Below are 20,513 nucleotides of genomic sequence, written 5' to 3' on the forward strand. Positions count from 1 at the left end.
CCACGTCTATACTAACAGAGCGCAAGCGAAGCATCTCAGAGCCACAAAAGAGATTCTTCGCTTCGCTCAGAATGACAGAAGTTGTCTCTTTAGTTTACAAACTTTCGAGCAGCCTTTCAAATGCGTAACTCCTAAAAAATATACCCGGGGTATAAGGGAATGCGTGTTCTCATCGTGCTGAATGGTCAGCCGCCGCAGCAGGAACTGCTTCAGTCGGTGGTAGTGGAAGCAGATGTGCTCATTGGCGCGGACGCGGGAGCGGAGCGTCTGCGCGAGGCGGGGCTGCGCATCGACTACGTGGTGGGCGACTTCGACTCGGTGCCCGCGCAACTGTTGCAATCGCTCCCTGCGGAGAGCGTTATTCACGACCCCGGACAGGACGATACCGACCTGGAAAAGGCGTTGCGTTTTGCGGTAACCCGCTGGCAACACCCGCAGATTGTGGTGGTGGGAACCACCGGCGATCGGCTGGACCACGTGCTGGGGAACGTTTGCGGCGCGGTGCGCTACGCCGACAGGGCGGAGATTCGCTTCGTGGAAGACCATTCCATTACCTATTTCGGACATCGGCGTGTGCATTTCGATGCCCCGCGCGGTGCGACCGTTTCGCTGCTGCCTTTGGGGGAGGTACATGGTGTGCGCACCGAAGGATTGAAGTGGGCGTTGCACGGCGAGACGCTGAACATTGGTACGCGCGGCGTGAGCAACGTGGTGGTTTCCTCGCCGGTGTCCGTTACGTGGGAGCAGGGGTATCTGGTGGTGATTCGGCTTCGGTAGGTGGTGTGTCGTTGGACGCAGGCTGAAGCCTGCGGCTACATGGGAGGGCTTGAGTGGAGCCATTGGTACACTTTTCGGCGGGTGATGTCGCGGTACTGGTGCTTTACCTGCTGGCGGTGCTGTGGGTGGGCTTTGCGGCGCGGCGCCACCTGCGTGAGGGCGATGCGGTAGGATATCTGGTGGCGGGGCGCACGGTGAGCCTGCCCGCTTTCGTTGCCACGCTGGTTGCCACCTGGTATGGCGGCATTCTGGGGGTAGGAGAGTTCAGCTACTCCTACGGCGTCTCTAACTGGGTGGTGTTTGGGTTGCCTTACTACGTCTTCGCTCTGCTCTTCGCGTGGCTGCTGGCTCCGCGCGTGCGCGAGGCGGCGCTGTTTACCATCCCCGACCGACTGTACGGCATCTACGGACGCGCCTGCGGTCTGTTCGGCTCTTTGTTGACCTTTTGCATGACCACGCCCGCACCCTATACGCTCATTCTGGGTGTACTGTTTCAGCTGGTGTTCGGAGGCAATCTGTTGCTGTGGCTCGTGGTAGGCATGGTGTTGAGCACCGTCTACCTGTATCATGGCGGACTGCAGGCAGATGTGCGCGTGAACGTGCTGGAGTTCCTGATGATGTTTGGCGGTTTCGCCATCATCCTGCCGTATCTGGTGGCGCAGTACGGTGGCCTGGAGTTTTTGCGACAGCACCTGCCGCCGTTGCACCTGACATGGCACGGGGGAAACTCTGTCCAGTACATCATAGTATGGTTCTTTATTGCGCTGTGGACGCTGATTGACCCCGGATTTCACCAGCGGTGCTACGCAGCGAAGTCGCCACAGGTGGCGCGATGGGGGATTGTGTTGAGCGTCTGCTGCTGGTTTGTGTTCGATTTGCTGACCACCAGTGCAGGACTTTACGCAAGGGCTATTCTGGGCGACAGCCTGCAAGACCCCAAGTTTGCGTATCCCGTGCTGGCGGAGCGGGTGCTTCCTCCAGTGGCGAAGGGCATCTTCTTCGTGGGCATGTTTGCGACCGTAATGTCCACGGTGGTGAGTTATACCTTTCTGTCGGCGGTGACGTTCGGGCGCGACCTGATGTGGCGCTGGCGCGGAGGCGAAGAGGCGGAGGCGATGCGCTACACGCGCTGGGGTATCACGCTGGTGGGCGTGCTGGCGATTGTGCTGGCATGGCGGGTGCAGTCGGTAGTGAACCTGTGGTATCTCATCGGGTCGCTGTTTATTCCCGGCTTGTTGTTGCCTCTGGTCGGCAGTTACACCCGTCGTTTTCGGGTATCGCCTGGGTTTGCGCTGGCGACCATGGTGCTGGGTTTCAGTACATCACTGAGCTGGATGATATACGGGTTACTGAGCAGGAGGCTGGAGGACCCTGCCTTCTTGCAGCCGATGTATCCGGGGTTAGCGGTGGCGGTGATAGTGTATGTGGCAGGGTGGGTTTTGACCGGGCGAAAACTTGCTTCCGGGGCGCCCCATCCGGTATCATAAAGATAGAAAAACACTCTGCATCACGCCGTAATCGGCAGGAGGGAAAAGAGTCTCTACAGACTGCATGAGCAGCTTCACTTCCTTAACTGGCGCGCAGATATTGCAGCGCCCGAAGACGCAGTTGCGTGTCACCGACAATCTGGACGAGTTGCTGGCGGTGTTGCCGCCGCAGGTGCGTCGCGCCCTCGAACAGGAGCCGAGTCTGGAAGACCTTTTGGAGGTCATTCTCGACCTTGGTCGGGAGCCTCAGGCACGTTTTCCGGATCGCACCCTCCAGCTGAGCAACATGGAGGTGACGGAGGCAGACATCGACTACGTGGTGCAACGCGTGGGCGCGTTCGGCAAGGACAACCGTGCGGGCATCGAGCGTACCCTTCACCGCATCTCCGCTATCCGCAACCGGCAGGGGCGCATCATCGGGCTAACCTGCCGCGTGGGACGGGCGGTCTTCGGCACTATTGACATCATTCAGGACGTTATCGAGCGCGGCAAGAGCGTGCTGATGCTGGGGCGTCCCGGCATCGGCAAGACCACCAAGCTGCGCGAAATCGCCCGCGTTCTCGCCGACGAATTCAACAAGCGCGTGGTAATTGTGGACACCTCCAACGAAATCGCCGGCGATGGCGACATCCCGCACCCCGCGATTGGCATGGCGCGGCGCATGCAGGTAGCTTCGCCCGAACTGCAGCACGCGGTGATGATCGAGGCGGTAGAGAACCACATGCCGGAGGTCATTGTTATCGACGAAATCGGCACGGAGGCAGAGGCGTTCGCCGCACGTACCATCGCCGAACGCGGGGTGCAGCTAATCGGTACGGCGCATGGCAACTCGCTCGAAAACCTGCTGATGAACCCCACCCTGTGCGACCTGGTGGGAGGCATTCAGGCGGTGACCCTCTCCGACGAAGAGGCACGCCGACGCGGCACGCAGAAAACGGTACTGGAGCGGAAGGCGCCACCTACCTTCGACATCATCATCGAGATGATCGAGAAGGACAAACTGGCGATACACCATGACGTTGCCAGCACCGTTGACCGCATCCTGCGCGGAGAGACGCCTCGTCCGGAGGTGCGTGTGCGCCTGCCGGATGGCACGATTCAGGTCGTTCAGGCAGGAGATGCACCCGAACCCGCGCGCGAAACCGGCACGCTGGTGGTGCGTTCGTCCAGCCAGGTGCGTGAGCGGCGTCAGTTGCCCTCCACCGTGCGCATCTTCCCTTACGGGGTCAGTCGTAACCGCCTCGAGCGCGCGATTCGCGAGTTGCGCGTGCCTGCCTACATTGTGCGAGACGTGCAGCAGGCGGATGTGGTGATTGCCCTGAAGGCAAACGCCCGCCGCGAGCCCACGCGCATGAAGGAAGTGTCGGCACGGGGGCTACCGGTGTACGTGGTGAAGAGCAACACCTACGCGCAGATTGCCGGTAGCGTTCAGGACATCTTCGCGATGCGCCCGCCGGAGGGCTGGGAAGATTCGGAACCTGCGCTCGACCCGACGGAAGCTGCGCTGATGGAGACGGAAGCCGCCATTCAGGAGGTGCTGCGCACCTCGATGCCGGTAGACCTCTCTCCGCAAAACAGCTACATTCGTCGCCTGCAGCACCAGCTGGTCGAGAAGTACCGGCTGGTGTCGGAGAGCGTGGGAGTCGAGCCGAACCGTCGCGTGCGCATCTCACCGCCGTAAATGGACGCGCTGTTTATCACCTTCGAAGGTGTTGAGGGAGCGGGCAAGACCACCCTTGCCCGCTGGCTTTCTGAACGTCTCCGGCAAGAAGGTATTCCCAACTGGTTGACATATGAACCTTGGGAACCACGCCTGCGCGAGGTGTTGCTGGAGCACGGCGACCTGCGACGCGAGGAGGAACTGCTGCTTTTTCTCGCCGACCGCGCCATCCATACCCGACATATCCGCATGGCTCTCGCCGAGGGGAAAACGGTTATCTGTGACCGCTATGCTGACTCCACGCTGGTCTATCAGGGCTACGCGCGCGGGCTGGACGTCGAGTGGGTGAGGCAGATGAATGGGTTCGCTACCGGTGGGTTGCAGCCGGTGCGGACGTACCTGCTGGATCTGCCGGTGCAGGTGGGGCTGCAGCGGCAGCGCGAGCGCAACCGCATTGGGGCGGAGGAGATAGCCTTCCATGAGCAGGTGCGCGTGGGATTTCTGGCGGAAGCGCAGCGAGAGCCACAGCGCTATCTGGTGCTGGACGCCATGCGACCGCTGGCGGATTTGCAGAACCTGATCTGGGCGGACATAAGTGCTCTGCGGAGTTCTGGCGTATCTGTTCATCCTCAGAACGAGGCTCGTGTCGGGGCATCCTCTGGTAAGAGCGCTGATTGAACCCCCGTAGCACTTCCTGTATAATAGAGCCGTCCGCAAGGCAGGAGGGAAGGATCATGAAACTGGTCATCGCTATCGTGCATGACCGCGACAAGAACAAGATTTCGGATGCGCTGCTACGCAACGGCTTCAAGTTCACGAAGGTGGCAAGCACAGGCGGTTTCCTGCGCGAGGGCAACGTGACCCTCTTCATCGGCGTGGAGGACGAAGACCTCGACCAGGTGCTTCGCCTCATCGGAGAGAGCTGCAAGACGCGCGAGCAGTACGTGAACGTACTACCGCCGGATGCTGCGCCGGTAGGGGCGTTCGTGCCGAACCCGGTCAAGGTGCTGGTGGGAGGCGCGATTGTCTTCGTCGTGAACGTGGAGCGTTTCGAACGTTTTTGACATGTCCCCGCGGGAGTTTTGCCGGAAAATCCAGATTCCAGAAACCTGCGCCCCGCTGGTGGAGCAGGCGTTGACGCATCGCTCCGTACTGGCAGAGGGCGCGGCGCAGAGCAACGAACGTCTGGAGTTTCTCGGCGATGCCGTGCTTGGTCTGATTGTCACCGAAGAGCTGTTTCATCTTTTCCCCAATCACACGGAGGGCGACCTGTCACGTGCCCGTGCGCTCGTGGTGAGCCGACGGACTCTGGCTCAGGTGGCAAAGCAGCTTGGGGTGGACCAGGTGTTGCGCCTGAGCGCGGGGGAAGAGGCGCAGGGTGGACGCCAACGCAGCAGCATTCTGGCAGACGCTGTGGAAGCGTTGATTGCGGCGGTATATCTGCAAGCAGGCATGGAAGAAACGCGGCGGTTTGTGTTGCAGATACTGGGCGACGTCATCCATAGGGCGCCGGATGCCTCTCGCGCTCACGATTACAAGTCGCGGTTGCAGGAGAAAACACACGCCCTGCTGCATGAGACCCCTGAGTATGAGGTGGTCTCCACCACCGGAGCGGACCACGATAAAACCTTCTGTGTACAGGTACGCCTGGGTGAAGTTGTACTGGGCACCGGAACGGGCAAGAGCAAGAAGGAAGCGGAACAGGCGGCGGCACGCGAGGCGCTACTAAAACTGGAACAGGCGGGGAACCAACGCAGTGAAACCAAATATGATTTCGAATGCCCTCTCTTGACATAGTTCCTTAAGCGTTATATAATACTCGTACAAGCGAAATACAGCGGGAAAGGAGCAGGCGTAGAAAGGGGCAGGTGAACAACTCCCATCTTTTATCGCATTGTTATTGACCATTTTGGCAAGGAGTTCTATAATAATCTCAGAGGTCAACCCTAACGGAAAGGAGCCTGATGAACCATGTCTCGCCGAGGATTTACGCTCATTGAGCTGCTTGTGGTCATCGCGATTATCGCGATACTGGCAGCCATCCTCTTCCCCGTTTTCGCGCAGGCGCGCGAAAAGGCACGACAGTCCAACTGCATCTCCAACGTCAAGCAAATCCTGCTCGCTGCGCTGATGTACACGCAGGACTACGATGAGAAGTTCCACCGATTGCTGGTGTGGAACCCTGCTTGCTTTACCAATCCGGGCGCGTGTACCAGCGGTTGTCCATCGCGTTGCTGGAACAATGACCCCAACGGTCCTGACCAGACCATCGGTCCGGAGGATATGCTGAACCCCTACGTCAAGAACACCGGCATCTGGGGCTGTCCCAGCGACGGCATTCCGCGTGACGACTGCACCGGACCGAACGGCACATGGTACAAGATCAGCTATTCCTTCACCCATTTCCAGCCGGGCACGTGGGAGAACACGGCAACCTTTGGTGTATGTGCCTACTATCCCATCAGCACCGCGCAGGGTGCGGCTACCGCCGAGTCCAAGACAATGTCGGAAATCGGCAGACCGGGTGAGACCGCCATCATGTACGAGTTGTGGACGACGGTCAGCTACGGACGCAACTTCACGCACTGGCGGTGGGACAACCGCAACATCGCTGACCCCGCCTGGCCCGAGGCGCCCAACTACCTGACGGTTAACTGGTGCGGACAGGGCGACGGGCGGTTTGCGATGGGCAACCACAACAAGCTGATGACGCTTGGGTGGGCAGATGGACATGCCAAGGCGCTGCGACGCAGCCAGATTATGTACTGGCCCTGGAACGACCAGGCGGTGGCGGAGCGGCGGTTTAACTATCTGCACTGGAACGAAGCGTTCAAGCCTTAAGGAGAAGAGCCATGTCCAAAACACCTCCCAGTAGCAGTAAGACCGTCATCTGGGTGATTATCGCGGTTGTAGCGATAGTCATCGCCGCCTTCTCCGCATACAAATCGCTGATTCAACCACAGCAGGGGAAAAACGTGGGTTTTGTGGATATGTTCCCTGGCGGGAAGGCGGGTCTGATGAAGCAGCAGCCGTCCCCTGAGGTAGAGGGCGGGGCTCCGGCGGAAGCCGCTGGATCAGTAAGGTAACTGCTGTTTGTTTGCAGGGGGGCAGTCTTTCAACCAGATTGCCCCTCACTCTATCCTTGCGTGGTTGCCTCTTCACAAACGTCCTCTTTTAGCCAACATACTTAGTGACACCCTTTTGTGCGATTTCACGAGGAGGTCAAAGAGGGTACATGTTTGTCTTGATTGGCTTAGCGGTGGTATTTGGCTCCATTCTGGTGGGCTACACCATGCACGGCGGCAAGGTGGCTTTGCTCATCCAGATTTCGGAGTTCATCATCATCGGCGGCGCTGCATTTGGCGGCGTTATTGTGGGCAACGGTATCAGCGGTGTGCAGACGTTGATAAAAGCGGTGTTGGGGCTACTAAAGCCGCCTCCGGTGAGCAAGGAAGCTTACATGGAGCTGCTACAGATGCTCTTCGGTATGTTTACGCTCGCGCGCAAAGAGGGGCTGTTGGCTCTGGAGCGACATGTGGAGAACCCGGAATCGAGCGAACTGTTTGCCCAGTATCCGGGCATTACAGCCAACCACCATGCGATGGAGTTCTTATGCGACACGGTGAAGGTGATTCTCACCGGCGCCGTGGGGCACTATGAGCTGAACGATTTAATGGAGATTGACCTGGAGACCCACAAAGAGGAAGCGATGAAGCCGGCGCACATGCTTTCCAAGACTGGCGACGCGATGCCTGGCTTCGGTATCGTGGCGGCGGTGCTGGGTGTGGTCATCACCATGCAGGCGATCAACGGACCTCCCGAGCAGATTGGTCAGAAGGTGGCAGCGGCACTGGTTGGTACCTTCTTGGGCGTGCTGCTGGCATATGGCATGTTCCAGCCCCTTGCTCAGGCGGTGGAAGGGCGTGTGCAGGCGGAAGAGGAATATCTCCAGTGCATCCGCCATGCGCTGCTTTCCTTCGCTCGTGGCGAATCGCCTATTACCTGTGTGGAGTTTGCCCGTCGTCAGATTCCACCTGCTTATCGTCCCAGCTTCCGCGAGATGGAGGAAGGCGTGAAGGGAAGCGGTCGACAGGCAGCAGCGGCGTAGGAGGTCAGTGATGGCAGGAAGCGAGAAGGGCGGCGACATCCGCATCGTCAAAAAAAAGCATGGCGGACACGGCCATCATGGCGGTGCGTGGAAGGTCGCTTACGCTGACTTCGTGACCGCTATGATGGCGTTCTTTCTGGTGATGTGGATTATCGGCTTGAGCCAGAACATCAAGGAAGCCATTGCGGCGTACTTTAAGGACCCGGTCGGTTTCATGAAGGCGGTCAATGAGGGAAAGCTGGCGTTCAGTATATCGCCGGATGGCGGAGCAGCCAAAGCAGGTGAGAAGGAGCTGCCCCAACCGGGTGAGGTCTCCGAAAAGCAAAGGATGGAGGCGGCGAAAAAAGAGATAGAGAAGGTTGTGGAGAGCGTACCCGAGTTCAAACACCTGAAGCCCTATGTGCAGATACAGATTGTGGATGAAGGGCTTCGAGTGGAACTGCTGGAGAGTTCCCAATCGGTTTTCTTCATGACGGGGAGTGCGGAGCTGAATCCGCAAGCCCGCCAGCTTCTCAGTCGCATCGCCAAGCACCTTGCGAAGCTTCCCAATCGCATCGTCATCGAGGGGCATACGGATAGCCGTCCTTTTTCGGGAGGAGGTATGACCAACTGGGAACTATCGGTGAATCGGGCAAACAGCGCGCGACGTGTCCTCGAAGGCAGCGGTTTACGCAAAGGACAGATTTATGAGGTGCGTGGCTATGCCGACAACAAGCTGCGCGTGCCCAATGACCCCTATCACTACTCTAACCGGCGCATCAGCTTGCTCATCGCCTACAGCAAGGAATTTAAGTGAGGTAAGGAGGGATATTTTCGTATTCTTGCGATTGACTTTGCGCTCCGACGGGTGCTATAATACGGTTACTGGACAAGTGTATCACGTTGCCCGCCAGCGTCTACAAACCGGTATACGAAATGGAGGTTCATCAGTGGTTGTTCGCGCCTCTCGGCATGTTTTGCCCTGGTTCCTGCTGGCGATAGCCGCCTTTGCTGTGGGGTGGTGGTTGCGTCAGCAGATAGTAACCCTGCCCGTAGCAACGGCTAATCCGGGGGCCCGTTTGACCTCGCTGCAGGAGTACTCTCCCAAGCAAAGCTATTCGATGGCGCTGACGCCGAGCGATAATGCATCTCCTGTCAGCATGGACCTGATGCAGCTCTTTTACAGCGTGTTCAAGTACGTGGAGAAGCAGCATGTGGACTACACGCCGGAGATGACAAAGCCCATGGCGTACGGCGCGGTGCGGGCAATGTTGCAATCACTCAATGACCCCAACACCCGCTTTCTGGAGCCGGAGGAAGCGCGGCTGCTACAGGAGGCTGCGCAGGGTAACTACTATGGCATCGGCGCTGTGCTGAGGGTTGTCCGAAACGTCACGCAGGATATCGAACGGCGCGAACTGACTGTGGTTGCTCCTCTACCCGGTAGCCCGGCGGAACGAGCCGGTTTGCAGCCCGGCGACGTCATCACCGAGATCGACGGCAAGTGGGTCATTGCCTATGACCCGTTCCGGCAGGTTCAGCGGTCGGGAGTACGCGGTAACGAGCTGGTGAAGGCGCTGGAGGATGCCCGCAAACGGGTGCTGGCAGGATTGGACCTGCGCAAAGCGATGAGGTCGCTGACAAACAAAGACCAGGGTGCGATGACACTCACCGTACGTCGGGGCAACTCCACCCTCAAGGTGAAGGTGACGCCAGGCGTTCTCAACGTGGACCCGGTGGCGTACCGGCTGCTTCCGGGTCAAGTGGGATATCTGCGCATTGTGCAGTTCAACACGCAGACCCCGGAAAAGCTGAAATCCGCACTGGCGGGGTTGGGCAATCGTTTGCAGGGACTGGTTGTTGACCTGCGCAATAACCCCGGCGGTTCGGTGGAATCGGCATCGCAGGTGGCAGCGATGCTGGCGAAAAGCCCCGTGCTGGCAGTCATAGAAACACGCAATGGGGAGAGCAGACGCCGCCAGCAGGTGAACATCAGTGCAAACCCTCGCGTGAAGGCGCCAATCGTGGTGCTGGTGAATCGAGGGACGGCAAACGTCGCGGAGGTGCTGGCGGTGCTCCTGCGCGACAAAGCGGGAGCGAAACTGGTGGGCGAGCGCACTTTCGGCGATGGACTAGTACAGACCTTTGTGCCGTTGCCGGACGGTTCCGCGTTTACGATGACCACCGGTAAGTTTCTGACATGGAGTGGCGGCGACTTTCACGGCAAGGGAGTTTACCCTGCTGTAGCCGCTCCGACCGTTCTCAAACAGGGACACGATTTGGCGCTGGAGAAAGCCGTGAGCCTTCTCACGCAGCGCACGACCACACGGGCATCGTAGGAAGGGAAAGGGACCATGCAGAAAAAGCGTTTTTCACTTTCGGGATTTGCCCCGCTTCTCGTCACGCTTGCCTTTCTGGCGGGCTTCTTCTATTCGGATTTGAGAACGGGGGACGTTCGGCGTGCGCTGTACGCCGCACAGACCGTTCCTCAGAGGGTGAATCTCGCCCTGCAGATAGAGCAGGACGCTCAGCAGGGGTACCTCTGGCCCGTGGGGTTGTACTGGGACGTACTCTCGCGCCTGCGCAGCCACTACTATCAGCCGCTGAACGAGAAGCAGCTCACCTACGCCGCTATCCGTGGGATGTTGGCATCGCTGCACGACCCCTATACCCGCTTCATGGACCCCACCGAGTACCGCAGTATGCAGGAAGACACGCGCGGTGATTTTTTCGGCATCGGTGCGCAGCTGCAGGAAAAAGAGGGACAGATTGTGATTTACCGTCCCATTGAAGGAAGCCCTGCAGATAAGGCAGGTATTAGGGCTGGAGATGTGATTGTGGAGGTAGACCGCAAGCCGGTAGCTGGTATGCGTGTGGACGATGTGGTAAAGAAGATTCGCGGTCCGCGCGGCACGAAGGTGGAGCTGACTATTCGACGCAAGGGCGAGGCAAAGCTGCTGCATATCAGCATTGTGCGCGATTTGATTACCTCGCCGGTGGTGTATTCCTACATGGAAGATGAGAAACTTGGTATCGGACGCATACGGCTGGAGCAGTTCAATGAGAAATGCGACCAGCTGCTGGTGCAGAAAGTACGCGAACTGGAAGGAAAGGGGTTGCGTGCGCTGATACTGGATTTGCGCTACAACCCCGGCGGTTTGCTGAACGTGGCAGTGGACGTCGCCAGCCGGTTCATTGACAACGGTGTGGTGGTACTTATTCAAGAGAAGAACGGACAGATTACCAAACTACATGCCGAGCGCGGGCGAGCCCTCAAGCCCTACCCTCTGGTAGTGCTGGTGAACGAGTGGAGCGCCAGCGCGTCGGAAATCGTGGCAGGAGCCATTCGGGACAACAAGCGTGGCGTCATTATTGGCGAAACCACCTTTGGCAAGGGACTGGTGCAGACTATCTTCCAGTTGCAGGATAGCTCGGCAGTTGCCATCACGACGGCGAAATATCTGACCCCCAGCGGTTACGACCTGAACCGCAAAGTGGACCCGGACGGAAACGAAATCAGGCGCGGTGGTATTCAGCCGGATATCGTGGTAAAGCAAAGCGAGGAAATGACCGACATCGACGACCGCGCCCATGATGTGCAGCTAAAGAAGGCAGTAGAGTATCTGCGCGAGAAGCTGACGGCTCCCAAAGTGGCGTCCGCACTGTAGGGCAATGGCATCCCGTAAGCGAACAACATCTCGGCGGCGACCGCGCCAGAGCACGCGGTTCGTGTGGGGAATACTGCAGCTTCTGCTGGTGGTCGTCGGTGTCCTTGCCGTGGCTGTTTACGTCTCGCGCGTCGTCCCTCCGGTATCGGATCGTAGCCAGCCCGACAAGGTGACGTCCCCCTCCGCCAGCAGGCAGGTACAACCTGCTCGTGCTCCTGAATCGCGAAAGCAATCGGTACCTGCAGCGCCGCAGAGAGAGGCGGTGCAGAGCCCCCAGAACCTGTCACCATTGACTGGCTCCGACGCAGTACCCTCTTCCGCTGCGCCTTTAAAAGTCTCTTCACGTGAAGTGGATGCCGGTAACCCTTCGGCGAAGCTGGTGGCATTGACTTTTGACGCGGGCAGCTCCGCGGAGCCTGTGCCCACCATCCTGCGCGCTCTGGCGCAGCGTGGGGTGCACTGCACCTTCTTCTTAACGGGGCAGTGGATGGAACGCTACCCGGACATGGCTCGTCAAATCGCCGATGCGGGACATGAGCTGGGTAACCATTCCTGGTCTCATCCGGCGTTTACCTCCCTGACGGATGAACAAATCCGGGAGCAACTCCGCCGTACCGAAGAGGCCGCGCTGCGTATATGCGGACGCAGTACCAAGCCCCTTTTCCGCCCTCCCTTTGGAGCGCGCGACGAACGAGTGCGTTCGGTAGCCGCCGAGGAGGGGTACCTGACCATCTACTGGACTGTGGACAGCTGGGACAGCGTCAAGAAGGACATCACCCCGCAGATGATTACCGACCGCGTGATGCGCCACATCCGCCCGGGCGCGATTGTGCTGATGCACTGCGGTAGCGAGGCGACCGCACAGGCTTTGCCGCAACTGCTGAACGCGCTGGATGCGCAGGGGTATCGTGTGGTGAAGGTCAGCGAGCTGCTGCGCTCCAGTAATGGGGAGCCTTAGTGGAATGTCAGAGAACACACAGAATGTAGCACAATGTAGCCGCAGGCGTTAGCCTGCGTTTTGGGGAGGGCGAACCTCCGGGTAAGCCGCTTCTTACCCGACCTTCCCGCAGGCGGGGAGTCGATTCGCAGCCCGAACGGAGCCTCGCCCTCCAGCCGATAGCATTAGAACAATTCGCCAGTGCCACGCTGGCTTAAAAGCGCAGCTGCAAATGCACCGCTACACCATCCAGCTGGTTGTTGACATTGGTCATGCCTCTCCACATCACGCCGATTTCCAGCGGGACGGAGGTATTTCCCAGTGCGGCGCCCACCCCGACGCTGTAGGTCAAGCCTGTCTTGGCTTCTCCGTTCACATCCTTCGCGAAACCGATGCCCGCGCCGACGCTCCAGGTGAATCGGTTAAACATACTGACCAGATTGACCTGGACAGGCACATTCTGCATGGTTTTGTTGCCCATAAAATCGGCGCTGAGCGTCCATTTGCCTTCAAAGCCGGGCGCCACCAGCGGCTGGAAGGCGTACTCGATCCCTGCTGTGAACCACGCTTTATCCGCCACATCCCTGGTATCGGACTTTTGCGGGAAGAAGACACCCGCGCGCACGCACAGGTTGTTATTCCCGGTTTCCTCCTGTGCGGCTGCCGGCAACACGGCGGTTATCGCGACAGCCAGGACGAGCATTGTCCACCACTTGCGCATTGGAAGACCTCCTTGTGTTGAGCTTTTTTTGGTGTCTTGGGGCGAGAAATCGCGTGTACCCCGTTGACAAATCGCAAGATTTTTGGAATAATATACGGTGCTGGTGGGAAATGTTCCTTCAAAGAGGGCGAATAGCTCAGGTGGAAGAGCGCTTCCCTTACAAGGAAGAGGTCAGAGGTTCGAGCCCTCTTTCGCCCACCATGCTTACAACCTTTGCGGGGGCGTAGCTCAGTTGGTTAGAGCGCAGGCCTGTCACGCCTGAGGCCGCGGGTTCGAGCCCCGTCGTCCCCGCCACCTTTGCCCGATGCCGCGGTAGCTCAGTTGGTAGAGCACAGGACTGAAAATCCTGGTGTCGGCAGTTCGATTCTGCCCCGCGGCACCATTTCTTATGAGCCGGCGTAGCTCAGTCGGTAGAGCGGCGCACTCGTAATGCGTAGGTCGGCGGTTCGAGTCCGCCCGTCGGCTCCACCGCCTGTCTTACTACACCCTTACGGCGACCACCCGAAATGCTCGGGCCCACGGCAGGGTAAAAGGAGTGAGCAGCCTGAACAGATGGTTTATCCCTACCAAGGGGACGGGAATCGCACCACCAAGAGCTGCATAGTGCCTCGCCCGAAAACCGTAGTCTTCTATCTGCCGTGCCAGCTCAGCCGGGTGAAACAGCATTTCCATATACGCCCCCGATATCGGGTTCAGCGGACACCGATTGCGGTCAAAACGGGATGAGGGCAGAGTGCCGGTGGCGAGGTAGTGGTGCACTGCTTTCACTACAGCGTTCCTATCCATGTAAGCTGTACCCTCAGCAATGCGTGTGACAATGTCCTCGGGCAGCTGGGGGGCGGTGGCCTGAATGATTTGCCGACGCATCTCCCTGTAAGGGGTTTCCAGATAGTGCCCATGCACTTCTCCGGCAGGTCTGTTCTCAAAGCGTTCCCATATCTCTTGGGTAAAACGGCGACGCGAAAGGTTAGCAGCGTTGTTTCCGTCCGCGATGAGCAATACCCCGCCGGGCTTCAACAATCGGGCTGCCTGTCGCACAAACGCATCCACATCCCGATAGTGGGAAATGGCTTCGTTGGAAACCACTGCGTCTACCGAGCAATCCTCCAGCGGGATATTTTCCACTGGCAGCAGATGCCCCTCCAGATACGCTTCCAACCTGAGGTCGGCAATGATTCTCTGAAAGGTGGTGAGCCGTTCTTCCGAGATATCGCAGCCCCACACCTTGCGTGCTCCCAGCAGGTGGATGATGATGGCGATGACCCCGAAACCACATCCGGCATCCACGATGACCTTGTCTTGCGGGTCGAACTTGGCGAGCCGACACAGGTCAGAGACAAACAGCGTTCTGCGAAGCGCGCCCGCTCGCGTGCCCACGTGTCCGTAGGAAGACCATAGTTCTGGGGCGTATCGTCCTTTATTCTGCTCGTCCAGCACCCGCTGGAAAATCTCGTAAAGCCTTTGGGCTGTTTGCCGGATGCGCTTCATGCATTCCCTCCTGCGAATTGGGGCAGCCACTGCTTTTCTGCTTCAAACATCTCGTCCACCATGCGCCGAATCTGCGGCAGGGTAAGCAGTGCGCCGGTCAGCGGGTCCATTGCCACCGCTTGATACACCAGCGAGCGGTCGCGGTGCATCGCTGCCAGCACCGCCAGCTCCTGCACGTTGATGCTCTGCCGGTTGATGGCGGCGCACTGCGGGGGCAGGTCACCAAATGCGACCGGCTGCACGCCGTTGCGGTCTACCAGACAGGCAACCTCCACGCAACAGTTGTGCGGCAGGTTAGAGATGATATGCGAGCGCGAGTGTTTGGGGTCGGTGCCCGGTGCGCCCCAGTTCGGCACGTTGCCGTAAATCACCACCGGCTCGCCCGTCTCACAGGCGTGGATGATGCGCGCGCCGTACTCCTCGCTGAGGTGCAATGGTCCTTCGCACAGCTGGCGCAGATATTCCTGATGACTCTCCTCCTGATACGAGCAGGAAATCTCGTAATAATCCCATCGCACGGGGATATAGGCTTTCACGATGTCGGGGTTCTTGCGAAACCAGGGTACGTACTCGCTGCCGTGATGCGAGCTCTCGGTGTGGAAGTAGCCGAAGGTGCGCATGATTTCGGTGCGCACACGCTCGTAGTAGTACACTTCGTCTTCCGCCTGGTGGTCCAGGCCGCGCTGCGCGAAGCGGCTCTGCGGGAGTTTGGTATCCGCGTTGACTTCCAGCGGGGAGGGATATTTCTGGAACATCACTTCACGCAGGCGCGGATAGACATCCACGCCCTTATGCTTGAACTCGGTGAACCATGCCTGATGGTTGATACCGCCGCACTTGAAAGAGACCTCCTCGTAGGGCACGCCGAGCTCGTGCGCCAGCATCCTACTCGTGCCTTGCACGCTGTGGCACAGACCCACCACCTTGATACCCATCAGGTTCAGCGCCCAGCAGTTGATGGACATCGGGTTAGCGTATTGCAGCATCAGCGCGTCGGGGCACAATTCGTGCATGTCGCGCGCGATGTCCTCGAAGACGGCGATGGAACGCAAACCTCGAAACACTCCACCAGGTCCCAGCGTATCGCCCACACACTGGTCTAATCCGTAGTGACGCGGTATCTCCACGTCCCATTTGTAAGCCTCTACGCCTCCAACCTGAAACGCCACGATGACATAGTTGGCGTCGCGCAGGGCTTCCCGACGGTCTAATCCCGCTTCGACTCGCGTGGGCAGGTTGTTGCGCTCTACAATGCCGTCAATGAGTCGCTTGGAACGTGCCAACCGTTCCCCGTCAATGTCGTAGAGGTAAAGGGCCGAATCCTGCAACTCGGGAAACGAAAGGATGTCTACCGTCAACCGAATCGGGAAGACGTATCCACCCGCTCCGATGATGGTAATCTTGCGCATGGCATTTTCCTCCTTATGTGGCATGCTGTCGAAGTGGACACTGGATTGGTTTTCACACCAGGTCACCGAGAGACGAAAGCCGCGACAACCCAGACCGCCTCACGAACACTGTAGCCTGTGACCTGGTGACAGCCAACCGCTCGCAGAATACGATACCATCGAGCCTGTTTCCTTCCGTAAGAAGCCTGCCATGTTTATTCTTAGAATTGACAGTTAAATATTATCAAGTGCCATATTGAAACTTTTTATGGGTTTCAATCGTCTAAATAGACACAACACTTTCTATTGAAGGAGGGTGCTGTGATGAATCACGGTGATGTTACGTCTGCCGGGATGCGTCTTCAGGTGGAGCAAGCCATTCAGTCCCTTGCGCCATGCATCCGAATAGCCACCCTTGACCACGAGAGCCGCCGCCAATTGCTGCTGACCGTAGACCTGCTCACGTCGGTTTGGAGCGATTTGCAGCGTGGTACGGAACTGGCGGGGAGCAAAGCCAGCACATTGCGCGCCCTCCTCGCGCTGTGTGTTCTGGTTGGTGCTTGTGAGGAAGCGGAGGTTGCCCTTGCCATGCGAGCCGTGTACCGGATGGTAGAGGGCTGGACACTTTCACCAGAGCCTCTGGAAGCCCCGATGGAGGAGCCGTCTTGCGCGGAACAGCCAGCGGAAACGAGTGTTCTGGAGGAGCCTCCTGTTGAAGCGACCTCTGTACAGGAAGAGCCTGAAAGTGCGCAGGAAGTGCCTCTCACTCTGCCTGAAGCCGTCGAGCCTGAGACGCCGTCTGCCGCGCCCGACGGGCAGAAAGAGGTTCCGCCGGCCGCAGAGACCCGTTTAGAAGAGGCGCGAGCCCGTCTGGCAGAGCGATTGGAGAGGTTGGCGGCTCAACTGGACTATGTGGAGAATCATACTCTTCCCCGTCAGGAGGTCGTGTGCTTGCTGATGGCGAGTGCGTGCCGCTATCGCCTGATACGCGCCGAGGCGGTGGAATACGGACGCGAGTGGGAAGCAAACCAGGTGAAAAAGCAGTTGACGTCGCTTGCCCATCAGCAGGTCAGTGGTTTGTGGCTACCGCCGCTGGACCCAAACCTCGATTTCAGCGAGCACGAGCTGGAGACTCTACAGACTGGTTATGAGGCGCTGGCACACAGCTGGCAGATGTGGGAGTGGTACCAGCAGTATCGCGGTGACATGGACAAGGGCACCGGCGCACCCCTGCTGGAGAGCATCGCCGCCCCAGTACCGATGGTGCAGCAAATCTGGACATCCAAGCAGCTTCTGAGCAGGCTGGCAGAGCAGGACGGCACGGAAACTCTGCGCGAGGCGGTTCGCGAAGAGGCGCAAGGTCGCCGATGGGAGATAGAGATGCTGTCCAGCAACAGTCCCCGACAGCGGCAACTTCACTACATCCGAGATGCGGACGAACACTGGGAGGCGGCGAAGCGGCAGGTGCAGAAGAAAGCGCAACAGCGAGAGGCAATAGACCACCTCAGAGCAGTTCTCTCCGAACCCAACCCCGACAGTTTCGAGGAAGACCTGCTGTGCGCCCTGGTGGCGTGCCATCAGGCGCAGGTACCGTATTCCCATCGCGAGCTGTGCGAGCTGATGCGCGGTTACGACTCTCTTCTGGAAAATCCCGCTGTTCCAGAACGATGTGCTCTGGCGAAATCGGAACAGAGTGCAGCCCGCAAGTTTTTGGTGAATCTGGGCAAGCACCTGCTGAAACAGGAGCAGAAGACACCTCCGCAGGAAGCGCAGCCTGAGGAGGAGCCTCATGCCGAACAAAACGGCGAACTGCTCCGCGAGGCACGCAAAATCACGCAGGGCAAAAAGCTGTTCATGCTGTGCTTCCATCGGCGTGCGGAGGCAGAGCAGAACATCCGGGAGGCATTGCAGCTGGCAGAGGTGGACTGGCCCGACCTCGACGGCAGCGAGAGCGTCAACAGCATGGAGGCGCGCATCCGCAACGCCGACATCACCGTCGTGGTGGTGCGCTACAGCCGAACACACTGGAAAGAGGCACGCGACATCGCCCGACAGTACGGCAAGCAGTTTGTGATGGCAACCAGAGGCTACGGTGTAACCCATCTGGCGCAGCAGATTGTGCAGCAGTGTGCTCGGTCGTAAGACCCGTGAGGCAGGATTCGCTGGCCGTAGCACCGAAGTAAAGACATAAACAAAGCCATCTGAGCGAGGTAAGAGGGATGAACCGAGCGGCAGCCCTGCGGTGGGCAATCTGGATACTCATCATCGGCGGCATCATTAGCTGGACGATATGGCGCAACGTGCAGACCCAGAGGACGGTGGACGACCTGGTAAGCAGAGACCCGGCCCGTCAGGTCGCCGCCGCGAAGATACTGGCAACGCATGACTCCCTGTACGACCTGGTGCAACAGAGACCTATCACAGCGCGGATGAGGGCGGCGGATGCCTTCGAGCGGCTGGGCACGGAAGAGGCTGTCAAAGCCTTGCTAGCGCTGCAAAAAGACCCCGAAATCAGAATGCGCGAGCATGTCACGCAGAAGCTCATCACCCTGGCGCCCAAATATCCACAGCCATTGCTGGACGCACTGAAAGACGCAGACAGCAATGTCAGGTCAGGTGCGGCGAAGGCGCTGGCAACGTTGGGCGAACCCATCGTGCCCAAGCTGGTGGAGGCTCTGAAAGACAGTGGTTCGCGAGCCGCGGCGAGTGATGCACTGTCCCGTATTGGTAAGGTATGTACTCCGCAGGTGTTGCCGCTCATCGACGAGGAAGACGAGGCGTTGCGCATCGCAGTTGCCGAGCTGCTGGGCAAGCTGGGCGACCCGCGTGCGGTACCTGCACTGTTGAGGCATCAGGATGATTCCCCCGCGGTACGGCGAACGGTGATTGGCGCGCTGGCGGCGATTGCCCATTCCTCGGCCGAGGATGCCCTGCTTCGCGCGCTCAATAACCCCGAGGACGACGGCGACGCACGCGCACAGGCGGCGGTGGCGCTGGGTAAAATCGCCAGTGCACGGGCGGTCGCTACTCTGGTACGTGCGCTGAGCGATGAGGACCTGATTGTGCGCTCGGCAGCGGTAGGCGCGCTGGCGCGTGCAGGACGTGCAGCCATCCCTGCACTTACTCAAGCCATCCGCAGTGCAGACCCGGAGGTGAGGCGACTGGCGGCCGAGGCGCTGGGCGGAATGAACGACCCCGCAGCAATAGCTCCCCTGTCGGTGGCATTGAAGGACCCTGACTATCACGTGCGTCGTACAGCCGCAACCTCGCTGGGGCAAACAGGGCAAACCTCAGCCATCCCCCATCTGCTCGATGCGCTTTCCGACCCCGATGGCGGTGTGGGGGAGGCGGCAGCGAACTCTCTGGCGAATCTGGGGGCCACAGCGGTACAGCCTCTCGTTGCCAAGCTGGGCGCTAACAACCCAACCGTAGCTTATTTGGCAGCGCGTGCACTTTCGGCAATGGGAGAGGTCAGCGTCACCGCGTTGCAGGGGGCGCTGAACTCGCCCAACCCTACCGCACGCCACTGGGCGCTTATCGCGCTGGCAGGAAACAGCAGCCCCCAAGCGGCGGAGTTGCTGCAACAGGTACAGCAGCGCATCCCCGAGTCGGAGCGATGGATTATCGACGAAGCGGTCATGCGCCTTGGCAGCAGCGAAAGCTGATGTGCTGGGCAAAGGGAACCGATCCCCCAGCCCCCTTCCCTTGCAGGGAAGGGGGAATGCGCGACACCCCTCTCCCGCAGCGTGGTTTAACCGACCGCCCCAACACCCTTCCCTGCAACGGAAGGGAGAGTCCGCGAATCCCATCGCCTTGCAGGAGAGGGGACGGAGGCGAGGTCACACTCCCCTCTCCCGAAGCTTCGGGAGAGGGGCAGGGGGTGAGGGCAAACCACCACCTCCACCAGAAGATTTGTCAAACATTTCCCACCGACCCCGCAAAAATGCCTTCACAAATCCGCAAGCGGTTTAATAAAATCAATGTAGCAGAGCAGTCTTGTGCGGTTTCTGGAAGTTCCTGAAGGCTTTCAAAACCGTCACTACCTGCCGCATCGTGGCACACACACGGTTGACGGCGCAGGCAGGCTGATACAGGTGGTGGACGCGGCAACCAACACGACGGAGACGTATGTGTGGAACGCGGACGGCACGCTGGCGAGTTTTCCGGGGCCGGGCTACACGCGGTTGCTGGAGTATGACGAGGAGGGCAGGCTGGTTCGGATTCGTCGGGACTACGGCGGGGGCAACGTGCAGCTGGCGTATGAGTATGGCTACGGATTTGACGGCGGTCGTCGCTGGCG

19 protein-coding genes and 4 tRNA genes are annotated in these 20,513 nt (G+C 59.2%); 20 read left to right on the forward strand and 3 right to left on the reverse strand.

The annotated features are described in order from the left end of the window. The first annotated feature begins 159 nt into the window (after positions 1 to 159). From K6U75_16080 to K6U75_16140, 13 genes are all read left to right on the forward strand, one after another. Positions 160 to 777 (forward strand): thiamine diphosphokinase, encoded by a 618-nt coding sequence (locus K6U75_16080; GenBank protein ID MCL6476556.1) that lies wholly within the window; start codon positions 160 to 162, stop codon positions 775 to 777. 53 nt (positions 778 to 830) lie between these two features. Continuing rightward, positions 831 to 2,264 carry a sodium:solute symporter family protein gene (locus tag K6U75_16085; protein MCL6476557.1) on the forward strand — a complete coding sequence of 478 codons (1,434 nt, stop codon included), beginning with the start codon at positions 831 to 833 and terminating at the stop codon, positions 2,262 to 2,264. A 64-nt stretch (positions 2,265 to 2,328) separates the two neighbouring features. After that, the gene (locus K6U75_16090) at positions 2,329 to 3,945 is read left to right on the forward strand and encodes an AAA family ATPase (GenBank protein MCL6476558.1); all 1,617 of its coding nucleotides are present in this window, start codon (positions 2,329 to 2,331) and stop codon (positions 3,943 to 3,945) included. Continuing rightward, entirely contained in the window at positions 3,946 to 4,602 is a 657-nt protein-coding gene (gene tmk / locus K6U75_16095; protein MCL6476559.1) for a dTMP kinase, read from the forward strand. It begins immediately after the preceding gene. Positions 4,603 to 4,658: 56 nt separating this feature from the next. Continuing rightward, positions 4,659 to 4,988, forward strand: a complete 330-nt coding sequence (locus K6U75_16100) for a cyclic-di-AMP receptor (protein MCL6476560.1) — start codon at positions 4,659 to 4,661, stop codon at positions 4,986 to 4,988. Between the two features lies 1 nt (position 4,989). Then, positions 4,990 to 5,721: a ribonuclease III gene (rnc, locus tag K6U75_16105; protein ID MCL6476561.1), complete on the forward strand. Its 732-nt coding sequence runs from the start codon at positions 4,990 to 4,992 to the stop codon at positions 5,719 to 5,721. Positions 5,722 to 5,895: 174 nt separating this feature from the next. Beyond that, positions 5,896 to 6,765 (forward strand): prepilin-type N-terminal cleavage/methylation domain-containing protein, encoded by an 870-nt coding sequence (locus K6U75_16110; GenBank protein MCL6476562.1) that lies wholly within the window; start codon positions 5,896 to 5,898, stop codon positions 6,763 to 6,765. 11 nt (positions 6,766 to 6,776) lie between these two features. Further along, entirely contained in the window at positions 6,777 to 7,010 is a 234-nt protein-coding gene (locus K6U75_16115) for a hypothetical protein (GenBank protein MCL6476563.1), read from the forward strand. A gap of 149 nt (positions 7,011 to 7,159) precedes the next feature. Beyond that, positions 7,160 to 8,032, forward strand: coding sequence for a flagellar motor stator protein MotA (motA, locus tag K6U75_16120; GenBank protein MCL6476564.1), 873 nt, complete (start codon positions 7,160 to 7,162; stop codon positions 8,030 to 8,032). 10 nt (positions 8,033 to 8,042) lie between these two features. Continuing rightward, on the forward strand, positions 8,043 to 8,828 hold the full coding sequence (locus K6U75_16125) for an OmpA family protein (protein ID MCL6476565.1): 786 nt from the start codon (positions 8,043 to 8,045) through the stop codon (positions 8,826 to 8,828). Positions 8,829 to 8,961: 133 nt separating this feature from the next. Next, positions 8,962 to 10,350, forward strand: a complete 1,389-nt coding sequence (locus K6U75_16130; protein ID MCL6476566.1) for a S41 family peptidase — start codon at positions 8,962 to 8,964, stop codon at positions 10,348 to 10,350. 15 nt (positions 10,351 to 10,365) lie between these two features. Next, positions 10,366 to 11,679, forward strand: a complete 1,314-nt coding sequence (locus tag K6U75_16135) for a S41 family peptidase (GenBank protein MCL6476567.1) — start codon at positions 10,366 to 10,368, stop codon at positions 11,677 to 11,679. Positions 11,680 to 11,740: 61 nt separating this feature from the next. Then, positions 11,741 to 12,637 carry a polysaccharide deacetylase family protein gene (locus K6U75_16140; protein MCL6476568.1) on the forward strand — a complete coding sequence of 299 codons (897 nt, stop codon included), beginning with the start codon at positions 11,741 to 11,743 and terminating at the stop codon, positions 12,635 to 12,637. 193 nt (positions 12,638 to 12,830) lie between these two features. Here K6U75_16140 and K6U75_16145 read toward each other — a convergent pair whose 3' ends face one another. Next, complete coding sequence (locus tag K6U75_16145; protein MCL6476569.1) at positions 12,831 to 13,337, reverse strand: porin family protein; 507 nt, start codon at positions 13,335 to 13,337, stop codon at positions 12,831 to 12,833. Between the two features lie 125 nt (positions 13,338 to 13,462). On the opposite strand from K6U75_16145, the gene K6U75_16150 reads away from it, so the two are divergent. The 4 genes from K6U75_16150 (at position 13,463) to K6U75_16165 (ending at position 13,805) form a co-directional block, all read left to right on the forward strand. Next, a tRNA-Val gene (locus tag K6U75_16150) sits at positions 13,463 to 13,538 on the forward strand. Positions 13,539 to 13,554: 16 nt separating this feature from the next. Continuing rightward, positions 13,555 to 13,631: transfer RNA gene (locus tag K6U75_16155), tRNA-Asp, on the forward strand. A 12-nt stretch (positions 13,632 to 13,643) separates the two neighbouring features. Continuing rightward, positions 13,644 to 13,719 (forward strand) — tRNA-Phe (locus K6U75_16160). A 10-nt stretch (positions 13,720 to 13,729) separates the two neighbouring features. Then, positions 13,730 to 13,805, forward strand: a tRNA-Thr gene (locus K6U75_16165). A 12-nt stretch (positions 13,806 to 13,817) separates the two neighbouring features. On the opposite strand, the gene K6U75_16170 is transcribed toward K6U75_16165, so the two are convergent. Together K6U75_16170 and K6U75_16175 are read right to left on the reverse strand one after the other, a co-directional pair. Then, positions 13,818 to 14,825 (reverse strand): class I SAM-dependent methyltransferase, encoded by a 1,008-nt coding sequence (locus tag K6U75_16170; GenBank protein ID MCL6476570.1) that lies wholly within the window; start codon positions 14,823 to 14,825, stop codon positions 13,818 to 13,820. Further along, complete coding sequence (locus K6U75_16175) at positions 14,822 to 16,234, reverse strand: alpha-glucosidase/alpha-galactosidase (protein MCL6476571.1); 1,413 nt, start codon at positions 16,232 to 16,234, stop codon at positions 14,822 to 14,824. The genes K6U75_16170 and K6U75_16175 overlap by 4 nt, the downstream gene beginning before the upstream one ends. A gap of 303 nt (positions 16,235 to 16,537) precedes the next feature. Between K6U75_16175 and K6U75_16180 the strand changes: the two genes are divergently transcribed. From K6U75_16180 to K6U75_16190, 3 genes are all read left to right on the forward strand, one after another. Further along, positions 16,538 to 18,355, forward strand: a complete 1,818-nt coding sequence (locus tag K6U75_16180) for a hypothetical protein (protein MCL6476572.1) — start codon at positions 16,538 to 16,540, stop codon at positions 18,353 to 18,355. Between the two features lie 77 nt (positions 18,356 to 18,432). Continuing rightward, positions 18,433 to 19,878 (forward strand): HEAT repeat domain-containing protein, encoded by a 1,446-nt coding sequence (locus K6U75_16185; protein MCL6476573.1) that lies wholly within the window; start codon positions 18,433 to 18,435, stop codon positions 19,876 to 19,878. 333 nt (positions 19,879 to 20,211) lie between these two features. Continuing rightward, positions 20,212 to 20,513 (forward strand): hypothetical protein (locus K6U75_16190; GenBank protein ID MCL6476574.1); only part of this gene is annotated, 302 nt, incomplete at its 3' end.

Source organism: Bacillota bacterium (assembly GCA_023511455.1).
Lineage (GTDB): Bacteria > Armatimonadota > HRBIN16 > HRBIN16 > HRBIN16 > HRBIN16.

Coding starts and splice junctions, on each gene's coding strand:
- K6U75_16080 (MCL6476556.1), top strand. CDS start 160: ATGCGTGTTCTCATCGTGCTGAATGGTCAGCCGCCGCAGCAGGAACTG.
- K6U75_16090 (MCL6476558.1), top strand. CDS start 2,329: ATGAGCAGCTTCACTTCCTTAACTGGCGCGCAGATATTGCAGCGCCCG.
- tmk (MCL6476559.1), top strand. CDS start 3,946: ATGGACGCGCTGTTTATCACCTTCGAAGGTGTTGAGGGAGCGGGCAAG.
- K6U75_16100 (MCL6476560.1), top strand. CDS start 4,659: ATGAAACTGGTCATCGCTATCGTGCATGACCGCGACAAGAACAAGATT.
- rnc (MCL6476561.1), top strand. CDS start 4,990: ATGTCCCCGCGGGAGTTTTGCCGGAAAATCCAGATTCCAGAAACCTGC.
- K6U75_16110 (MCL6476562.1), top strand. CDS start 5,896: ATGTCTCGCCGAGGATTTACGCTCATTGAGCTGCTTGTGGTCATCGCG.
- K6U75_16115 (MCL6476563.1), top strand. CDS start 6,777: ATGTCCAAAACACCTCCCAGTAGCAGTAAGACCGTCATCTGGGTGATT.
- motA (MCL6476564.1), top strand. CDS start 7,160: ATGTTTGTCTTGATTGGCTTAGCGGTGGTATTTGGCTCCATTCTGGTG.
- K6U75_16125 (MCL6476565.1), top strand. CDS start 8,043: ATGGCAGGAAGCGAGAAGGGCGGCGACATCCGCATCGTCAAAAAAAAG.
- K6U75_16135 (MCL6476567.1), top strand. CDS start 10,366: ATGCAGAAAAAGCGTTTTTCACTTTCGGGATTTGCCCCGCTTCTCGTC.
- K6U75_16145 (MCL6476569.1), bottom strand. CDS start 13,337: ATGCGCAAGTGGTGGACAATGCTCGTCCTGGCTGTCGCGATAACCGCC.
- K6U75_16170 (MCL6476570.1), bottom strand. CDS start 14,825: ATGAAGCGCATCCGGCAAACAGCCCAAAGGCTTTACGAGATTTTCCAG.
- K6U75_16175 (MCL6476571.1), bottom strand. CDS start 16,234: ATGCGCAAGATTACCATCATCGGAGCGGGTGGATACGTCTTCCCGATT.
- K6U75_16180 (MCL6476572.1), top strand. CDS start 16,538: ATGAATCACGGTGATGTTACGTCTGCCGGGATGCGTCTTCAGGTGGAG.
- K6U75_16185 (MCL6476573.1), top strand. CDS start 18,433: ATGAACCGAGCGGCAGCCCTGCGGTGGGCAATCTGGATACTCATCATC.